Annotated in this window: 14 protein-coding genes; 9 read left to right on the top strand and 5 right to left on the bottom strand. The window is 63.6% G+C overall.

The window, feature by feature from the left end; translation table 11 throughout:
- Nucleotides 1–71 precede the first annotated feature (71 nt).
- From BM413_RS01655 to BM413_RS01645, 3 genes are all read left to right on the top strand, one after another.
- A complete protein-coding gene (locus BM413_RS01655; protein ID WP_091909480.1) occupies nt 72–1,094 on the top strand; it encodes a MotA/TolQ/ExbB proton channel family protein in 1,023 nt (340 codons plus the stop codon).
- Complete coding sequence (locus tag BM413_RS01650; protein WP_091909477.1) at nt 1,094–2,122, top strand: peptidoglycan -binding protein; 1,029 nt, start codon at nt 1,094–1,096, stop codon at nt 2,120–2,122. Before BM413_RS01655 ends, BM413_RS01650 begins: the two co-directional genes overlap by 1 nt.
- Before the next feature lie 235 nt (nt 2,123–2,357).
- The gene (locus tag BM413_RS01645; RefSeq protein ID WP_091909474.1) at nt 2,358–2,840 is read left to right on the top strand and encodes a hypothetical protein; all 483 of its coding nucleotides are present in this window, start codon (nt 2,358–2,360) and stop codon (nt 2,838–2,840) included.
- A 115-nt stretch (nt 2,841–2,955) separates the two neighbouring features.
- Here BM413_RS01645 and BM413_RS01640 read toward each other — a convergent pair whose 3' ends face one another.
- Entirely contained in the window at nt 2,956–3,309 is a 354-nt protein-coding gene (locus BM413_RS01640; protein WP_091909471.1) for a DUF1304 domain-containing protein, read from the bottom strand.
- 176 nt (nt 3,310–3,485) lie between these two features.
- Between BM413_RS01640 and BM413_RS01635 the strand changes: the two genes are divergently transcribed.
- Together BM413_RS01635 and BM413_RS01630 are read left to right on the top strand one after the other, a co-directional pair.
- On the top strand, nt 3,486–4,970 hold the full coding sequence (locus BM413_RS01635; RefSeq protein ID WP_091909468.1) for a carboxypeptidase M32: 1,485 nt from the start codon (nt 3,486–3,488) through the stop codon (nt 4,968–4,970).
- A 303-nt stretch (nt 4,971–5,273) separates the two neighbouring features.
- Nucleotides 5,274–6,926: an FAD-binding dehydrogenase gene (locus tag BM413_RS01630; protein ID WP_091909465.1), complete on the top strand. Its 1,653-nt coding sequence runs from the start codon at nt 5,274–5,276 to the stop codon at nt 6,924–6,926.
- Nucleotides 6,927–7,128: 202 nt separating this feature from the next.
- On the opposite strand, the gene BM413_RS01625 is transcribed toward BM413_RS01630, so the two are convergent.
- Both BM413_RS01625 and BM413_RS01620 read right to left on the bottom strand, forming a co-directional pair.
- Nucleotides 7,129–8,007: an MBL fold metallo-hydrolase gene (locus BM413_RS01625; protein WP_091909462.1), complete on the bottom strand. Its 879-nt coding sequence runs from the start codon at nt 8,005–8,007 to the stop codon at nt 7,129–7,131.
- Nucleotides 8,008–8,331: 324 nt separating this feature from the next.
- On the bottom strand, nt 8,332–10,134 hold the full coding sequence (locus tag BM413_RS01620; RefSeq protein WP_091910274.1) for an ABC transporter transmembrane domain-containing protein: 1,803 nt from the start codon (nt 10,132–10,134) through the stop codon (nt 8,332–8,334).
- A 195-nt stretch (nt 10,135–10,329) separates the two neighbouring features.
- Here BM413_RS01620 and rpmE point away from each other — a divergent pair, with 195 nt between their 5' ends.
- Nucleotides 10,330–10,551 (top strand): 50S ribosomal protein L31, encoded by a 222-nt coding sequence (rpmE, locus tag BM413_RS01615; RefSeq protein ID WP_091909459.1) that lies wholly within the window; start codon nt 10,330–10,332, stop codon nt 10,549–10,551.
- 323 nt (nt 10,552–10,874) lie between these two features.
- Here the strand turns inward: rpmE and BM413_RS01605 are convergent, their stop codons facing one another.
- Nucleotides 10,875–11,510 carry a TetR/AcrR family transcriptional regulator gene (locus tag BM413_RS01605; protein WP_091909456.1) on the bottom strand — a complete coding sequence of 212 codons (636 nt, stop codon included), beginning with the start codon at nt 11,508–11,510 and terminating at the stop codon, nt 10,875–10,877.
- 91 nt (nt 11,511–11,601) lie between these two features.
- Here BM413_RS01605 and BM413_RS01600 point away from each other — a divergent pair, with 91 nt between their 5' ends.
- Complete coding sequence (locus BM413_RS01600; RefSeq protein ID WP_091910271.1) at nt 11,602–12,447, top strand: NmrA family NAD(P)-binding protein; 846 nt, start codon at nt 11,602–11,604, stop codon at nt 12,445–12,447.
- On the top strand, nt 12,444–12,923 hold the full coding sequence (locus tag BM413_RS01595) for an anthrone oxygenase family protein (RefSeq protein WP_091909453.1): 480 nt from the start codon (nt 12,444–12,446) through the stop codon (nt 12,921–12,923). The genes BM413_RS01600 and BM413_RS01595 overlap by 4 nt, the downstream gene beginning before the upstream one ends.
- Before the next feature lie 22 nt (nt 12,924–12,945).
- On the opposite strand, the gene BM413_RS01590 is transcribed toward BM413_RS01595, so the two are convergent.
- Nucleotides 12,946–14,022, bottom strand: coding sequence for a D-alanine--D-alanine ligase family protein (locus tag BM413_RS01590; protein ID WP_091909450.1), 1,077 nt, complete (start codon nt 14,020–14,022; stop codon nt 12,946–12,948).
- A gap of 165 nt (nt 14,023–14,187) precedes the next feature.
- On the opposite strand from BM413_RS01590, the gene BM413_RS32980 reads away from it, so the two are divergent.
- The gene (locus tag BM413_RS32980; protein WP_091910269.1) at nt 14,188–14,349 is read left to right on the top strand and encodes a glycine zipper domain-containing protein; all 162 of its coding nucleotides are present in this window, start codon (nt 14,188–14,190) and stop codon (nt 14,347–14,349) included.
- Nucleotides 14,350–14,361: the final 12 nt, after the last annotated feature.

Here is a 14,361-nt window from a genome sequence, read left to right as displayed (position 1 = left end):
TCTTTCAATTTCGTCACATTTCCGTTTAGAGTCGCGGGCAAGTTGATTGCGGGCACGGAATCGGAGCGGCAATGGCATTCATGAGAATTTTCGGGATAGGCGAAGCCTCCGATGCCGAAGGCTACGATCCCTACAAGCTGTCGAGCCCGCAGGTCTTCCTTCTCTCCATGGTGGTGTTTTTGGCCATCGTCGCCTTCATCGCGGCGATCCTGACGCGGCAGATTTCGTCGGCCTTCACCACCAATCCCGGTCTCAACGGCCTCATCCTCGGCGTGCTTCTCATCGGCATCCTGCTCGCCTTCCTGCAGGTGACGCGGCTGTTCCGCGAAGTGCGCTGGGTAAACACCTTCCGCGCCGGCTCCGAGGAGGCCGAACCGGTGCTGCTGGCGCCGATGAAGGCGCTGCTCAGCCGCTCGTCGTCGATGGCCTTCTCGACCAGTTCGATGCGCACCATGCTGGACTCCATCGCCACCCGCCTCGACGAGACGCGCGATATCTCGCGCTATCTCATCGGCCTTCTGGTCTTCCTCGGCCTGCTCGGCACCTTCTGGGGCCTGCTGCAGACGATCGGCTCGATCGGCGAAACGATCCAGTCGCTCGATCCCGGCACAGGGGACACCGCCGCCGTGCTGGACTCCCTGAAGGCCGGTCTCTCCGCACCCCTGGCCGGCATGGGCACGGCGTTCTCCTCCTCACTCTTCGGTCTTGCCGGCTCGCTGGTGCTCGGCTTCCTCGACCTGCAGGCCGGCCGGGCTCAAACGCGTTTCTACACCGAGCTGGAAAACTGGCTCTCCTCCGTCACCGACCTTTCCTCCGACATCCAGGCGGTCGCGCCCACCGGCAGCGGCTCGGCGGATGAAATCCGGGCTTTGTCGGAGAAGCTGCGCAACATGCAGGAAACCGGCGGCTCCAGCCCGCGCGTCGCCACCGCAATGGCAAATCTCGCCGACGGCATTTCCGGCCTGGTCAAGAACATGCGTTCCGAGCAGCAGATCATGCGCGACTGGGTCGAGGCGCAGTCGCAGGAACAAAAGGCGATGCGCAACACGCTCGAGAAAATCGCCGACGCGCTCAAGAAGCGGGAACATAACTGATGGCGCTTGGTCGTAGGCGCACCGACCGCCGCATCGACTACTGGCCGGGCTTCGTCGACGCACTGTCGACGCTGCTTCTGGCCATCATGTTCCTGCTATCGGTGTTCGTGCTGGCGCAGTTCCTGCTCAGTCGCGAAATCACCGGCAAGGACGCCGTGCTGAACCGCCTCAACTCGCAGATCAACGAGCTGACGCAGCTTCTGGCGCTGGAGAAATCCAGCACCCAGGACGCGCAGGATTCGCTTGCCAATCTGCAAGCTTCCCTGTCAGCAGCCGAAGCCGAGAAGAGCCGGCTCGAACAACTGCTTTCACAAGGCGCGGGTGCAGGTGCTGCCGCCACCGCCCAGATCGGCACCTTGTCGGGCCAGCTCGACAATGAGCGCCAGGTCAGCCAGCGCGCGCTGAGCCAGGTCGAGCTCCTCAACCAGCAGATCGCAGCCCTGCGCAAGCAGATCGGCGCGCTGGAAGACGCACTCGGCGCTTCCGAAGCCAAGGATCGCGAATCCAACGTCAAGATCGCCGATCTCGGCAAACGGCTGAACGTCGCGCTTGCCCAGCGCGTGCAGGAACTGAACCGCTACCGCTCCGACTTCTTCGGCCGCCTGCGCGAAATCCTGTCCGACCGCGAAAACATCCGCATCGTCGGCGACCGCTTCGTCTTCCAGTCGGAAGTGCTGTTCCCGGTCGGCTCCGAGGTCATCAACGATGCCGGCCGCGGCGAGATGAAGAAGCTCGCCGACGCCATCATCGAACTGCAGAAGGAAATTCCGCCGGAGATCAACTGGGTGCTGCGCGTCGACGGCCACACCGACAACCGCCCGCTTTCCGGCACCGGCCGCTATCGCGACAACTGGGAGCTTTCTTCGGCCCGCGCCACCTCGGTGGTGAAATTCCTGATCGAAAACGGCGTGCCGGCCAACCGGCTGGTGGCCGCTGGCTTCGGCGAATTTCAGCCCCTCGACACCGCTGATACCGACGATGCGCGCAACAAGAACCGCCGCATCGAGCTGAAGCTGACAGAGCGCTAAAGCAGGAAAACAACGCCGAATTCATGCCATATTCGCTCAAATATGTTCGCGAATGCGGCATTTCCCATCAAACGCGAATTATCTTTTTGTAATTTGCGCGTGATGGGAGGCCGGGCGTAGCTTCGCCGCACAGGTCGGGAACTGCCGGCGATACTCCCATTCGCGACGCGACAGAACCGGACGGCCTGACTTGCGGGCGACATTGCCCGCCCGCGCAGAACAGAGGACGCAAATCATGCGCTCTTTTCTCATCAAGGCGGCACTCGCCGCAGCCCTCGCTTCAACCTCCTTCGCCGGCGCCTACGCAGCAGATCACTCCGGCGGCCATGGACATGAACACAACTTCGATGGTGATCGATTCAGCAGCGGTGACGACCCATCCACTCCGGATTCGATCGCCTCACAAACCGACGCTGCCCTGGGAACGCAGGTCATGCCTGCCCCGCAAGCCACGGCTGCGGTCCATCACGATCGGCTCGCCAGGATCGATCGCGAGATCAGCAGGGTCAACCACCGCATCATGCTCGATCGGCGGGATGGATATCTGAACAACGCCGAGGCGCGTAACCTGGAAAACCGCTCGAGGATGATCCGCACCGACGCACAGATGGTTGCCGAAAACCATCGCGGCGCCCTGCCTGAAGCCCGCTTCGACAGGCTGCAGACCCGCATCGCAAACCTTAACCGCACCATCCACCGGGATGTCGCCAACGCCTGACGGCTAAAGCAATTCCAGGAAAAGTGTGCAGCGGTTTTCCGTCCGGAATTGCGCAAATACAAAACGGCGGGCCGCTCCCAGTTGGCGGGGAGCGGCCTGCAATGCCGGCCGCAAATCACCAGCCGGCAAACAACGCCACCAGCGCAAGCGCCGCCGGTGCCGCCTGAATGAAAAGGATCTTGCGGCTGACGGTCGCCGCTCCGAACAGGCCGGCAACGACGACGCAGATCAGAAAGAACGTCTTGACCGCAAAGCCGGCTTCCCCAAGCCACAGCCCCCAGATCAGCCCGGCTGCGAGAAACCCGTTATAAAGCCCCTGATTGGCCGCCAGCACTTTCGATGCGGTGGCAAACTCCGGCGTCAGGTTGAACGCCTTGCGCCCCGCCGGCGTGTCCCACGCAACCATCTCCAGATACATAAAATAAAGATGCAGCGCCGCCACCAGCGCGATCAGAATATTGGCGATCATTCGTTTGTCTCCCCCTCGCGACATGCGGCAAGTCCCGCCAGCACCATCATGATCACGCAGGATAGCGGTTCGGCAAGACCCAACGGAGAGCTGGCGCATCACACGAGAAAGCTTGCTGCTTGCGATCGCGCCCGACTTGGTGTCCTCTCCGGCCTTCCAAAAAATCCGGAGCAGCCATGTCTTTCGCCAAACTCGACCAACTCGGCCACAAGCTCGAAGCGCTGGAGCATGCGCTTGCCATTCTTGGTGCGGACGAGGCCACCCACATGGCCGTCGGCGGCGGCGAGAAGCGAGCCGAGGCGATGGCAGCCCTTGCCGGCATGCATCACCGCCAGGCCACAGCGCCGGAAATAGCCGACTGGATCGAAGCGGCCAGCAACGAAACGCTCAGCGAGGAACAGCAGACGGCGTTGCGCGAATTCCGGCGGCAATACACCAACATGACCTGCCTGCCGACCGAGTTCGTCGAGCGCCAGACCACCGCGCGCATGCGCTGCGAGCAGCTCTGGCGCGACCTGCGCGCCAAGAATGATTGGGCGGGCTTCCTGCCCGCACTGGAAGGCGTCATCGCGCTGGTGCGCGAAGAGGCCGCCATGCGTGCCGAAGCGCTCGGCCTCGCCCCCTATGACGCCCTGATGGAGCAATACGATCCCGGCCATCGCGCCGGCGACATCACGCCGGTGTTTTCCGAGCTCAAGACCTTCCTGAAGGGCTTCGTGCCCGAAGCCCTTGCCGTCCAGGAAGAGCGGCTGGCCAAGACACCCCTTCGCCCACTGTCCGGCGTCTATGCCATCGAGCGCCAGCGCGAGCTTGGCCTTGCCATGATGGCGGCGGTCGGCTTCGACCTCACCCATGGCAGCCTTTCCGTCTCGCATCACCCCTTCTGCGGCGGCGTGCCGAGCGATGTGCGCATCACCACGCGCTACAAGACGACCGAGTTCCTGTCGTCGCTGATGGGCGTGCTGCACGAGACCGGCCACGCCATGTATGAGCAGAACCTGCCCAAGCAATGGTCGCACTGGCCGCTGGGCAAGGCGCGCGGCATGGCCATGCATGAAAGCCAGAGCCTGTTCGTCGAAAAGCAGCTCGGCCGCAACCCGGCCTTCTGGGACTGGGCGCTGCCGCTGGTCGAGCAGCACCTCGGCGAACACTGGAGCAAGGCCGACATCCTTCCCCATGTCCATCTGGTCAAGCCCGGCCTGATCCGCGTCGACGCCGACGAGGTGACCTATCCCCTGCATGTCATCCTGCGCTTCGAACTGGAGCAGGATCTTGTTACCGGCAAGCTCAACGCCGTCGACCTTCCCGAAGCCTGGGACGCCAAGATGCGCGACTATCTCGGCCTGTCCACCATCGACACGCCGCAGGACGGGCCGATGCAGGACGTGCACTGGCCGGGCGGCGCCTTCGGCTATTTCCCCTCCTACACGCTCGGCGCCATGATGGCCGCGCAGCAATGGGCTGCACTTGAAAAGCAGCATCCCTCCATCAACGACGATGTCGCCAAGGGCAAGTTCGACGCCGTTACCGACTGGCGGCGGCAAAACATCTGGTCGCAGGCATCGCGCTTTTCGACGCCGGAAATCATGGAGCGCGCCACTGGCGAAAAGCTGAATGCGGCGTATTTCACGAGCCATTTGAAGGAGCGGTATGGGAGGTGAGATAGACGGCGGGCGCGGGCGTCTCGCTGGAGTTGCCCCTCTCCGTCTCGGCTTCGCCGAGCCACCTCTCCCCATTTCATGGGGCGAGGAACCTAGATTCTGCGGGGCCGAGTCATTTCAGAACTTGGGTTCCTCGCCCCGCTTGCGGGGAGAGGTGGCGCGCGAAGCGCGACGGAGAGGGGGCCTTTCTTTCTGCACGCCCCTTCCCCATCGTCACCCCCTCTCCCAGAATTTCCCGCTTGATCTCAAAACCCATTCCCCCAAACTGCTCGCGGCACCAAGCCGCCTTGGGAGGGGAGCAAGATGGCAGAACAGGCAGATGCGATCATTGTCGGCAGCGGGCTGGCAGGGTTGGTGGCGGCGGCTGAGCTTGCCGATGCCGGCAAGCGCGTCATCATCCTCGAGCAGGAAGGCGAGAACTCTCTTGGCGGGCAGGCCTTCTGGTCGCTCGGCGGATTGTTCTTCGTAGACAGTCCCGAGCAGCGGCGGTTGCGCATCAAGGACAGCCGCGACCTTGCGCTGCAGGACTGGCTCGGCTCGGCGCAATTCGACCGCGCCGAGGATTTCTGGCCCCGAAAAGTCGCGGAAGCCTTTGTCGATTTCGCCGCCGGCGAGATGCGTCCAAGGCTTCATGCGCAAGGCATGCGCTGGTTTCCGGTCGTCGGCTGGGCCGAGCGCGGCGGCGCGCTGGCGCATGGCCACGGCAATTCCGTGCCGCGCTTCCACATCACCTGGGGCACCGGGCCCGGCGTTCTGGAGCCTTTCGTCCGCCGCGTACGCGAGCATGTTTCCACTGGCCGCATCGAACTCAAATTCCGCCACCAGGCAAGCCGGCTGATCAAGACTAGGGGCGCGGTCACCGGTGTCGCGGGCGAAATCCTCGAGCCTTCGACCGTCGAGCGCGGCCAGCAGTCCGGGCGCAGCGTGATCGGCGATTTCGAATTCAACGCCAATGCCGTCATCGTTACCTCTGGCGGCATCGGCGGCAATTTCGATCTGGTCAGAAAAAACTGGCCGAAGGATCGCCTTGGCCCACCGCCGAAAAACATGATTGCCGGGGTGCCGCATCATGTCGACGGCCGCATGGTGGCGATCACGCAAAAGGCCGGCGGCGCGGTCATCAATGGCGATCGCATGTGGCACTACACCGAGGGCGTCAAGAACTGGGCGCCGATCTGGTCGAACCACGGCATCCGCATCCTGCCCGGGCCATCCTCGCTGTGGTTCGATGCCACCGGCAATCGCCTGCCTGCGCCCTACCTGCCCGGCTTCGACACGCTGGGCACGCTGAAGCACATCCTTTCGACCGGCTACGACTATTCCTGGTTCGTGCTGACGCAGAAGATAATCAAGAAGGAATTCGCCCTTTCCGGCTCCGAGCAGAACCCGGATTTCACTTCGAAAAGCTGGCGGGCTGTGCTGAAAAGCCGCCGGGCCAAGGGCGCGCCGCCGCCGGTCGAAGCCTTCAAACAGCATGGCGAGGACTTCATCGTCAGGGACAATCTCAGCGATCTGGTCGAAGCCATGAACGCGCTGACCTGCGAAAAACTGATCGACCACGACCACCTGCTGATGCAGATCGAAGCGCGTGACCGCGAGATCGACAACCCTTTCGCCAAGGACGCGCAGATCACCGCCATTAACGGCGCGCGCAACTATCTCGGCGACAAGCTGATCCGCACGGCCAAGCCGCACAAGATCCTCGACCCGGCCAACGGCCCGCTCATCGCCGTGCGGCTCAATGTGCTGACCCGCAAGACGCTGGGCGGCCTGCACACCAATCTCGACTCACAGGTGCTGGACAAGAACGGCGAGCCGATCCCGGGCCTCTACGCGGCCGGCGAAGTCGCCGGCTTCGGCGGCGGCGGCTACCACGGCTACAACGCGCTGGAGGGGACTTTTCTGGGCGGCTGCATATTTTCGGGCAGGAATGCCGGGAGGCATGCGGCAAGGTAGCGGCGCATAAAGGCCCCTCTCCGTCTCGGCTTCGCCGAGCCACCTCTCCCCGCAAGCGGGGCGAGGAACCTAGGTTCTGCGAGGCAGCAACATTTCAGGACTTGGGTTCCTCGCCCCCATGAAATGGGGGAGAGGTGGCTCGGCGAAGCCGAGACGGAGAGGGGGAACCTAGACGCTACCCCGCCAGCCCCCATTCAATCCCTCACCAAACCGCCCCATCCAGCGCATCCAGTGGAAACTTCAGATAGCGCTTGCCGTTCGCTTCCGGCTCCGGCAGGCGCGCACCGTTGATGTTGACCTGCAGCGCATGAAGAATGAGCTTGGGCATCGGCAGCGTCCTGTCGCGCGCCTCGCGCACGGCGACGAACTCGGCCTCGGTCCTATTCTGCGTCAGGTGCGCGTTCTCCCGCTTCTGCTCCGCCACCGTGCTTTCCCAGCGCGGCTCGCGCCCGCCGGGCTGATAGTCATGGCCGGTGAACAGCCGCGTATCCTCCGGCAGCGCCAGAATGGCCTGGATCGACCGCCACAGCCGGCTCGCGCTGCCGCCCGGAAAATCCGCCCGCGCCGAACCGCTGTCGGGCATGAACAGCGTGTCGTGGATGAAGGCGGCATTGCCGACGACATAGGTGATCGAGGCCAGCGTGTGCCCCGGCGAATGCATGACGGAAACGTCGAGATTGCCGATCCTGAACCGCTCGCCATCGGCAAAAAGCCGGTCCCATTGTGAGCCGTCGACCGGAAGTTCCGGCCAGTTATAGATATCGCGCCAGAGTTTTTGGACCTCAACAATCCGCTCCCCGATCGCCATCGGCGCGCCGGTCTTTTGCTTCAGATAGCTGGCGGCGGAAAAATGGTCGGCATGGGGGTGGGTGTCGAGGATCCACTCCAGTTCCAGCTTTTCCGCAGCGATATGGTCGAGCAGCCGGTCGGCATTGCGGGTGCTGGTCGCACCGGACTTCTCGTCGAAATCCAGCACCGGGTCGATGATCGCGCATTTACGCGTTTCTGGATCGGCCACGACATACTGGACCGAAAACGTGCGCTCATCGAAAAACGCCGCAACAAGAGGATTATTTTCCACGAAACTTCCCTGAGATGCAAAGCCATGCCAATTTTTCCCGGGAATGAAGCATACCGGCCATGGAAAAGGCAATCGCCACGATCGACGCAGGGTCGTCTTGAAGGCGTAGGTTCTGGTCGTCCAAAGCCTTTCCGGCTCAGATGGAGCCGCCCCTCATCCCGCTGCCGCGACCTTCTCCCCGTGAATGACGGGAGAAGGAGAAGCTCCAGCGCTGACGACCCCCTCTCCCCGTCCTTACGGGGAGAGGGTAAGGGTGAGGGGCTGCTCAGACCTGAAATGATCTAGGATGTGTTGAGATCCAGGTCGGGACCAAGCGAAAATACCCTACTCGGCCGCCTGAAACGCAGTCGCCCCCGTCTCGAACTGCAGCTTGGCAAGACCGGCATAGACGCCGCCCTTGCGCACCAGGCTGCGATGGGTGCCTTCCTCAACGATGCGCCCGCCATCCATCACCAGGATGCGGTCGGCCTTCAGCACGGTCGCCAGCCGGTGCGCGACGACGATGGTCGTGCGGCCTTTCATCAGCCGCTCGAGCGCGGTCTGCACCAGCGTCTCGCTCTGTGCGTCGAGCGCCGAGGTTGCCTCGTCGAGCAGCAGGATCGGCGCATCGCGCAGGATGGCGCGGGCGATCGCCACGCGCTGGCGCTGCCCGCCCGACAGCATGACCCCGCGCTCCCCCACCTGCGTGTCGTAGCCTTGTGCCAGCTTTTCGATGAACTCGTCGGCCAGCGCATCCTTGGCCGCCGCCTCGATCTCGGCCTGCGCGGCACCGGGCCGGCCGAAGCCGATATTCTCGCCCGCCGTCGCGGCAAAGATGGTGACGTCCTGCGGCACGATCGCCGTGCGGTCGCGCACGGCCTGCGGATCGGCCTTGGCGATGTCGACGCCGTCGATCAGGACGGAGCCGGAAACGGGATCGTAGAAGCGCAGCAGCAGCGCGAAGATCGTGCTCTTGCCGGCTCCCGACGGCCCGACAATGGCAACCGTCTCGCCCGGATTGATGGTGAAGCTGACGCCGTGCAGCGTCGGCCGGTCCGGCCGCGCCGGATAGGCGAAGGAAACGTCGCGGAATTCGACGAGACCCCGCGCCGGCTTGGGCAGCGGCAGCGGGTTGGCAGGCGCTGCGATCGCCGGTTCTTCGGCCAGGATCTCGATCAGCCGCTCAGCCGCGCCTGCCGCCTGCGCCAGTTCGCCCCAGACTTCCGACAGCGCGCCGAGCGCGCCGGCAGCGAACACCGAATAGAGGAGAAACTGGCCGAGCGTGCCGGCCGACAGCGTGCCCGAAAGCACATCACGCGAACCGAACCACAGCACCGCCACGACCGAGGCGAAGATGGTGAATATGGCGAAGAAGGTCAGGAACGACCGCGCAAAGACGGACGAGCGCGCCGCCTCGAAGGCCGTGTCTACGGCCTTGGCAAATCGCCCGGTCACCAGCTTCTCGTTGGTGAAAGCCTGCAGGATGCGCATGGCGCCGATCTGCTCGCTGGCATAGGCAGTCGCTTCGGCAAGCGTGTCCTGCGCCGCGCGCGACTTGCGCCGCACCGAACGCCCGAAGGCGACCAGCGGCAGCACGATGACGGGAATGGCGACCAGCACGAGGCCGGAAAGCTTGGGGCTGGTCACCACCATCATGCCGACCGCGCCGAGGCCGAGAATGACGTTGCGCAGCGCCACCGAGGCCGTTGCCCCGACTGCCGACTTCACCTGCGTTGTGTCCGCCGTCAGCCGCGAGATGATCTCGCCCGACTGCGCCGTGTCGAAGAAGGACGGCGAAAGCTTGGTCACATGGGAAAAAACGTCGCGGCGCACATCCGCCACCACCCGCTCGCCCAGCGTGATGACGAAATAGTAGCGGCAGGCCGAGGCGAGCGCGAGCAGCGCCGCCATCACCACCAGCATCGAGAAATAATTGGCGATGAAGCCGGAATCGGAGGTCGAAAAGCCGTGGTCGATCATTCGGCGCACGGCAATCGGCAGGGCCAGCGTCACACCGGCAGCGGTCGCCAGCGAAACACAGGCGCCAACCACCATGCCGCGATAACGCATGATATAAGGGGAAAGCCGTCGCAGCGGCTGAAGCGAACGCCGGCGATCTTCCTCCGCGCTGCGCCCTGTCTCAGCCATGTTGCCATCCCTGTGCAGCCGCATCTGGCAAAAGCGCCGAGTGCGGCCTTGTGATTCATTTTCGCCTGATGTATAGGCACCGCGACCGTTTTAGAAGCCGTGGCTCTTCAATAGCTGCGGCTTCGAGTTTTCAAAAGAGGCGCATCGCCGCAGGCGCAAGCCGTGAGCCGCAGCGCGACAGCCAGGAACAGACCGATGAAGACCGATATCCATCCCGACTACCACACCATCAAGGTCGTCATGACCGACGGCACCGAGTACCAGACCAAGTCGACCTGGGGCAAGGAAGGCGACACGATGAACCTCGACATCGACCCTTCGACCCACCCGGCCTGGACCGGCGGCCAGCAGACCCTGCTCGACCGCGGCGGCCGTCTCTCGAAGTTCAAGAAGCGCTACGAAGGCCTCGGCATGTAAGCTGGATCTTCGGATCGAGATTGAAAAACCCGCCTTCGAGGCGGGTTTTTTGTTTTGGACCCCAGGTCACAGCAACAGCGATCTGGTCAAGAAGGACCAACTCGCAAAGGTAGGCGCTGCCCCTCATCCCGCTGCCGCGACCTTCTCCCCGTATAGTGACGGGGAGAAGGGGACTTCAGCTACGGCTAGCATAATCATCAACGTTGAGAATATTTGCACCAGCGGCAATGACAGCCTTCTTCTCCCCGTCACTATACGGGGAGAAGGTGCCGGCAGGCGGATGAGGGGCAGCACCGGCGTAACCGAAGAAGCCTCCTTTCCCCTCACCCCGCCTCCATCTCCCGCAGCACCATGCGCTTGTAATTCTCCACCAGCGCGTCGCCCTCCTCACGCTCGACCGAGATCGCCAGCCGCATCGTCGATTCCCCCAGCGACATGATCAGAAACGCCGAGCGATCGAGCTCTCCCTCCTCCGCACCGGGTCGCAGCCGCTTCAGCACCGCAGAAAGCAGCGCGCCGTTGAGCCGGCCGCTTTCCAGTTCGACATCGCGCAATCCCTTGTCTGCCTGCGTGCCGAACCAGATGTCGCGGATCACCGGCTCGGCCAGGAACAGCCCGTAATAGATGTCGATGAGCCGGCCGAAGGCCACACGCAGCCCCGCCATATCGCGCACATCGGCAAGCTCGGCCTCGATGCATTCGCGCCCCTGCGCGTTGTAGCGCTCGGCCAGCGTGCGCAGGATCGCGCCCTTGTCGGGGAAGTATTGATACAGCGAGCCGATCGAAATCCCTGCATTTTCAGCAACTTCGCTCATGCGCATGGCATCGCTGCCGGTTGTTGCGATCAGCGCGGAGGCGACTTCCAATATGCGCTCCACCCGCTCACGGCTGCGCTGCTGCGTCGGGGCTCGGCGCGGCATGGTCGGCGTGTCTTCGGCAGGGGCTGGGCTCGGCTCCATGGTGTCCTCGATGCAATTCCGGTTGACAGCTATAATATGAGGGTTTATCACATTTGCAAATGTGAGGATTACTCACATTATGGAGGAAGTGATGAACACGATCAATGACACCACCAAACCGACCCTCATTCTCGGCGGCACCGGTAAGACCGGAAGCCGCGTCGCCCAACGCCTCACCGCCCGCGGCCTGCCGGTGCGCATCGGCTCGCGCTCCGGCCAGCCGCCCTTCGACTGGAACGACGACAAGACCTGGAAGGCAGTGCTTGATGGCGTCGGTGCCGTCTACATCACCTATTATCCGGACATCGCCGTGCCGGGTGCCACTGAGGCTGTTGGCGCCTTTGCGCGGCTGGCGGTGGAAAGCGGCGTGACGCGGCTGGTGCTGCTTTCCGGCCGTGGCGAGCCGGAAGCACAGCGCGCCGAAGAGGAACTCAAGGCCTCCGGCGCCGACTGGACCATCCTGCGCTGCGCCTGGTTCGCGCAGAATTTCAGCGAGAGTTTCCTGATCGATCCTGTCCTGGCCGGCGAGATCGCGCTACCGGTCGGCGACGTGAAGGAGCCCTTCATCGATGCTGACGACATTGCCGATGCTGCCGTCGTCGCCCTCACCGAGCCCGGGCATGTCGGACAGCTCTACGAGATGACCGGCCCGCGCCTGCTGACCTTCGCCGAGGCCGCCGCTGAAATCGGCAAGGCGAGCGGACGAGACATCCGCTACCAGCAGATTTCGCACGAAGCGTTCTTTACGACGCTGCAGCAGGCCGAGATACCGGCCGAGTTCTTCGGCCTGATGACGGAACTGTTTACCGAAGTGCTCGATGGCCGGAACGCCCATGTCTCCGACGGCGCACAGCGCATTCTCGGCCGCGCACCGAAGGATTTTTCCGATTATGCTCGCGACACCGCCGCCACCGGCATCTGGGAAGAGAAAAAATGATCGCGCCGCTCTTCATCGCCCTCACCTTCGCCGCCGCGCTGGGCAGCGGCATCATGGCGGGCCTGTTCTTCGTCTTCTCGACCACCATCATGGCAGCCCTTGCGCGCCTGCCCGCAGGCGATGGCGCAGCGGCAATGAACGCGATCAACGTCGTCATCCTCAATCCGCTGTTCCTTGCAGCCTTCATGGGAACGGCGCTGATCTGCGCGATCCTTGCAGTGAAAGCGTTCATGAGCTGGAGCGAACCTGGCTCAGCATGGCTGCTTGCCGGCAGCCTGCTCTACATCGTCGGCATTCTTCTGGTGACGATGATCTTCAACGTCCCGCTCAACGACGCGCTGGCTGCCGTCGGCCCGGAAACCAGCGAAGGCGCCAGCCTGTGGACCCGTTACCTTGCCGAATGGCTGCCGTGGAACCATGTTCGCACGGTCAGCGGCATAGCCTCGCTCGCCTGCTTCATCATGGCGCTGCGGTAGAAGGAGGCAGCGGCAGGCCGTGTCAGCCCTGCCGCTGCCAGCGCGCCACCGCATGATCGATCAGCCGGCCGACGAGGTCGGGATAGGCAATGCCGCTGGCGGCCATCGTCTTCGGATACATGCTGATATTGGTGAAGCCGGGGATGGTGTTGAGCTCGTTGACGAGCGCGCTGCCATCGGTGCGCACGAAGAAGTCGACGCGCGCCATGCCCTCGCAGCCGAGCGCCAAAAATGCCTTGCGGGCGATCTCCTGCAGCGCGGTCGTTGTCGCTTCCGGCAGATCGGCGGGAACGCGCAGTGCAGCGCCATCGGCATCCACATATTTGGCCTCATAGGTGTAGAAGCCATGGCTCGCGGCCGGCTCGATCTCGCCCGGCACTGAAACGATGAACGTCCCATCGGCCTGCTCGAGCACTGCGAATTCGACTTCGCGCCCCGCCACGAATTCCTCGATCAGCACCTTGCGGTCATGCCTGAAAGCCTCGTCCAGCGCCTTGTCCAGCTCGGCAGCCGTTTCGGCCTTGCTCACGCCTACCGAAGAGCCCTGGCGCGCCGGCTTGACGAAAACCGGCAGGCCGAGTTCGGCCTTGACCGCTTCGAACGAAGGCCACTCGCCGGCATGAACGGTCACGCCGCGCGCCACGGGCACCCCCGCCGCCTTCAGCAGCCGCTTGGCCGCGTCCTTGTCCATGGCATTGGCCGAGCCCAGAACGCCGCAACCGACGTAAGGAACATTCGCGGTCTCGGCCAGGCCCTGCACCGCGCCATCCTCGCCGAATGGGCCGTGCAACACCGGGAACAGGACGTTGATCCTTTCCAGTTCAAACGGCACACCGGCATCGGGAAGAGCAACCAGCCGCCCCTTGCCGCCCGGCAGGAGGCTCACCTCGGCGCCGGTTTCGGGCACCGAAGAAGGCAACGCGCCGTCGCCATCGAGCGAAGCCAGGAACCAGCGGCCGTCGCGGCCGATGCCGATCGGCACGACCTCGTATCTGGCGGTGTCGATTGCCTTGACCACGTTGCTCGCAGAAAGGATTGAAACCTCATGCTCGGCCGAGCGGCCGCCAAAGAGAACGGCGATGCGTGGTCTGGATGTCATTCCTGGTTCCCCTCACGATGAATTGCCGCCCCAGAATCAGGGGCGCATATCGAATGAAAGCCTATATGCACTTTTCTGTGGCGGTGCGGGATCAGGTGACGGGCTGCCGATATGGTAGACTGCTTCGGCGCCGGCCGTTTCAAGGCACTCGAAAGGAAACTCGCGATGAAAGACCCCTATTCCAACATGGCAGTCGGCATTGCCCTGGGCGTTGGTGTGGGCACAGCCCTGGGTATCGCCTTCGATGATCTGGCGATGGGCATCGGCATGGGCATAGCCATCGGCGCCGGCCTTGGCGCAGCACTTGGTCCGCGTAGCGGCAAATGATCGATCGGACCG

It is taken from the genome of Mesorhizobium sp. YR577 (assembly GCF_900116595.1).
GTDB lineage: Bacteria > Pseudomonadota > Alphaproteobacteria > Rhizobiales > Rhizobiaceae > Mesorhizobium_M.
The sequence above is the reverse complement of the archived record's forward strand: the minus strand, read 5'-3'. Positions and strand labels throughout refer to the sequence as shown.

Bases quoted from the DNA above. Each gene is read 5' to 3' on its own strand.
- BM413_RS01655 (WP_091909480.1), top strand. From the start codon at position 72: ATGGCATTCATGAGAATTTTCGGGATAGGCGAAGCCTCCGATGCCGAA.
- BM413_RS01650 (WP_091909477.1), top strand. From the start codon at position 1,094: ATGGCGCTTGGTCGTAGGCGCACCGACCGCCGCATCGACTACTGGCCG.
- BM413_RS01645 (WP_091909474.1), top strand. From the start codon at position 2,358: ATGCGCTCTTTTCTCATCAAGGCGGCACTCGCCGCAGCCCTCGCTTCA.
- BM413_RS01640 (WP_091909471.1), bottom strand. From the start codon at position 3,309: ATGATCGCCAATATTCTGATCGCGCTGGTGGCGGCGCTGCATCTTTAT.
- BM413_RS01635 (WP_091909468.1), top strand. From the start codon at position 3,486: ATGTCTTTCGCCAAACTCGACCAACTCGGCCACAAGCTCGAAGCGCTG.
- BM413_RS01630 (WP_091909465.1), top strand. From the start codon at position 5,274: ATGGCAGAACAGGCAGATGCGATCATTGTCGGCAGCGGGCTGGCAGGG.
- BM413_RS01620 (WP_091910274.1), bottom strand. From the start codon at position 10,134: ATGGCTGAGACAGGGCGCAGCGCGGAGGAAGATCGCCGGCGTTCGCTT.
- rpmE (WP_091909459.1), top strand. From the start codon at position 10,330: ATGAAGACCGATATCCATCCCGACTACCACACCATCAAGGTCGTCATG.
- BM413_RS01605 (WP_091909456.1), bottom strand. From the start codon at position 11,510: ATGGAGCCGAGCCCAGCCCCTGCCGAAGACACGCCGACCATGCCGCGC.
- BM413_RS01600 (WP_091910271.1), top strand. From the start codon at position 11,602: ATGAACACGATCAATGACACCACCAAACCGACCCTCATTCTCGGCGGC.
- BM413_RS01595 (WP_091909453.1), top strand. From the start codon at position 12,444: ATGATCGCGCCGCTCTTCATCGCCCTCACCTTCGCCGCCGCGCTGGGC.
- BM413_RS01590 (WP_091909450.1), bottom strand. From the start codon at position 14,022: ATGACATCCAGACCACGCATCGCCGTTCTCTTTGGCGGCCGCTCGGCC.
- BM413_RS32980 (WP_091910269.1), top strand. From the start codon at position 14,188: ATGAAAGACCCCTATTCCAACATGGCAGTCGGCATTGCCCTGGGCGTT.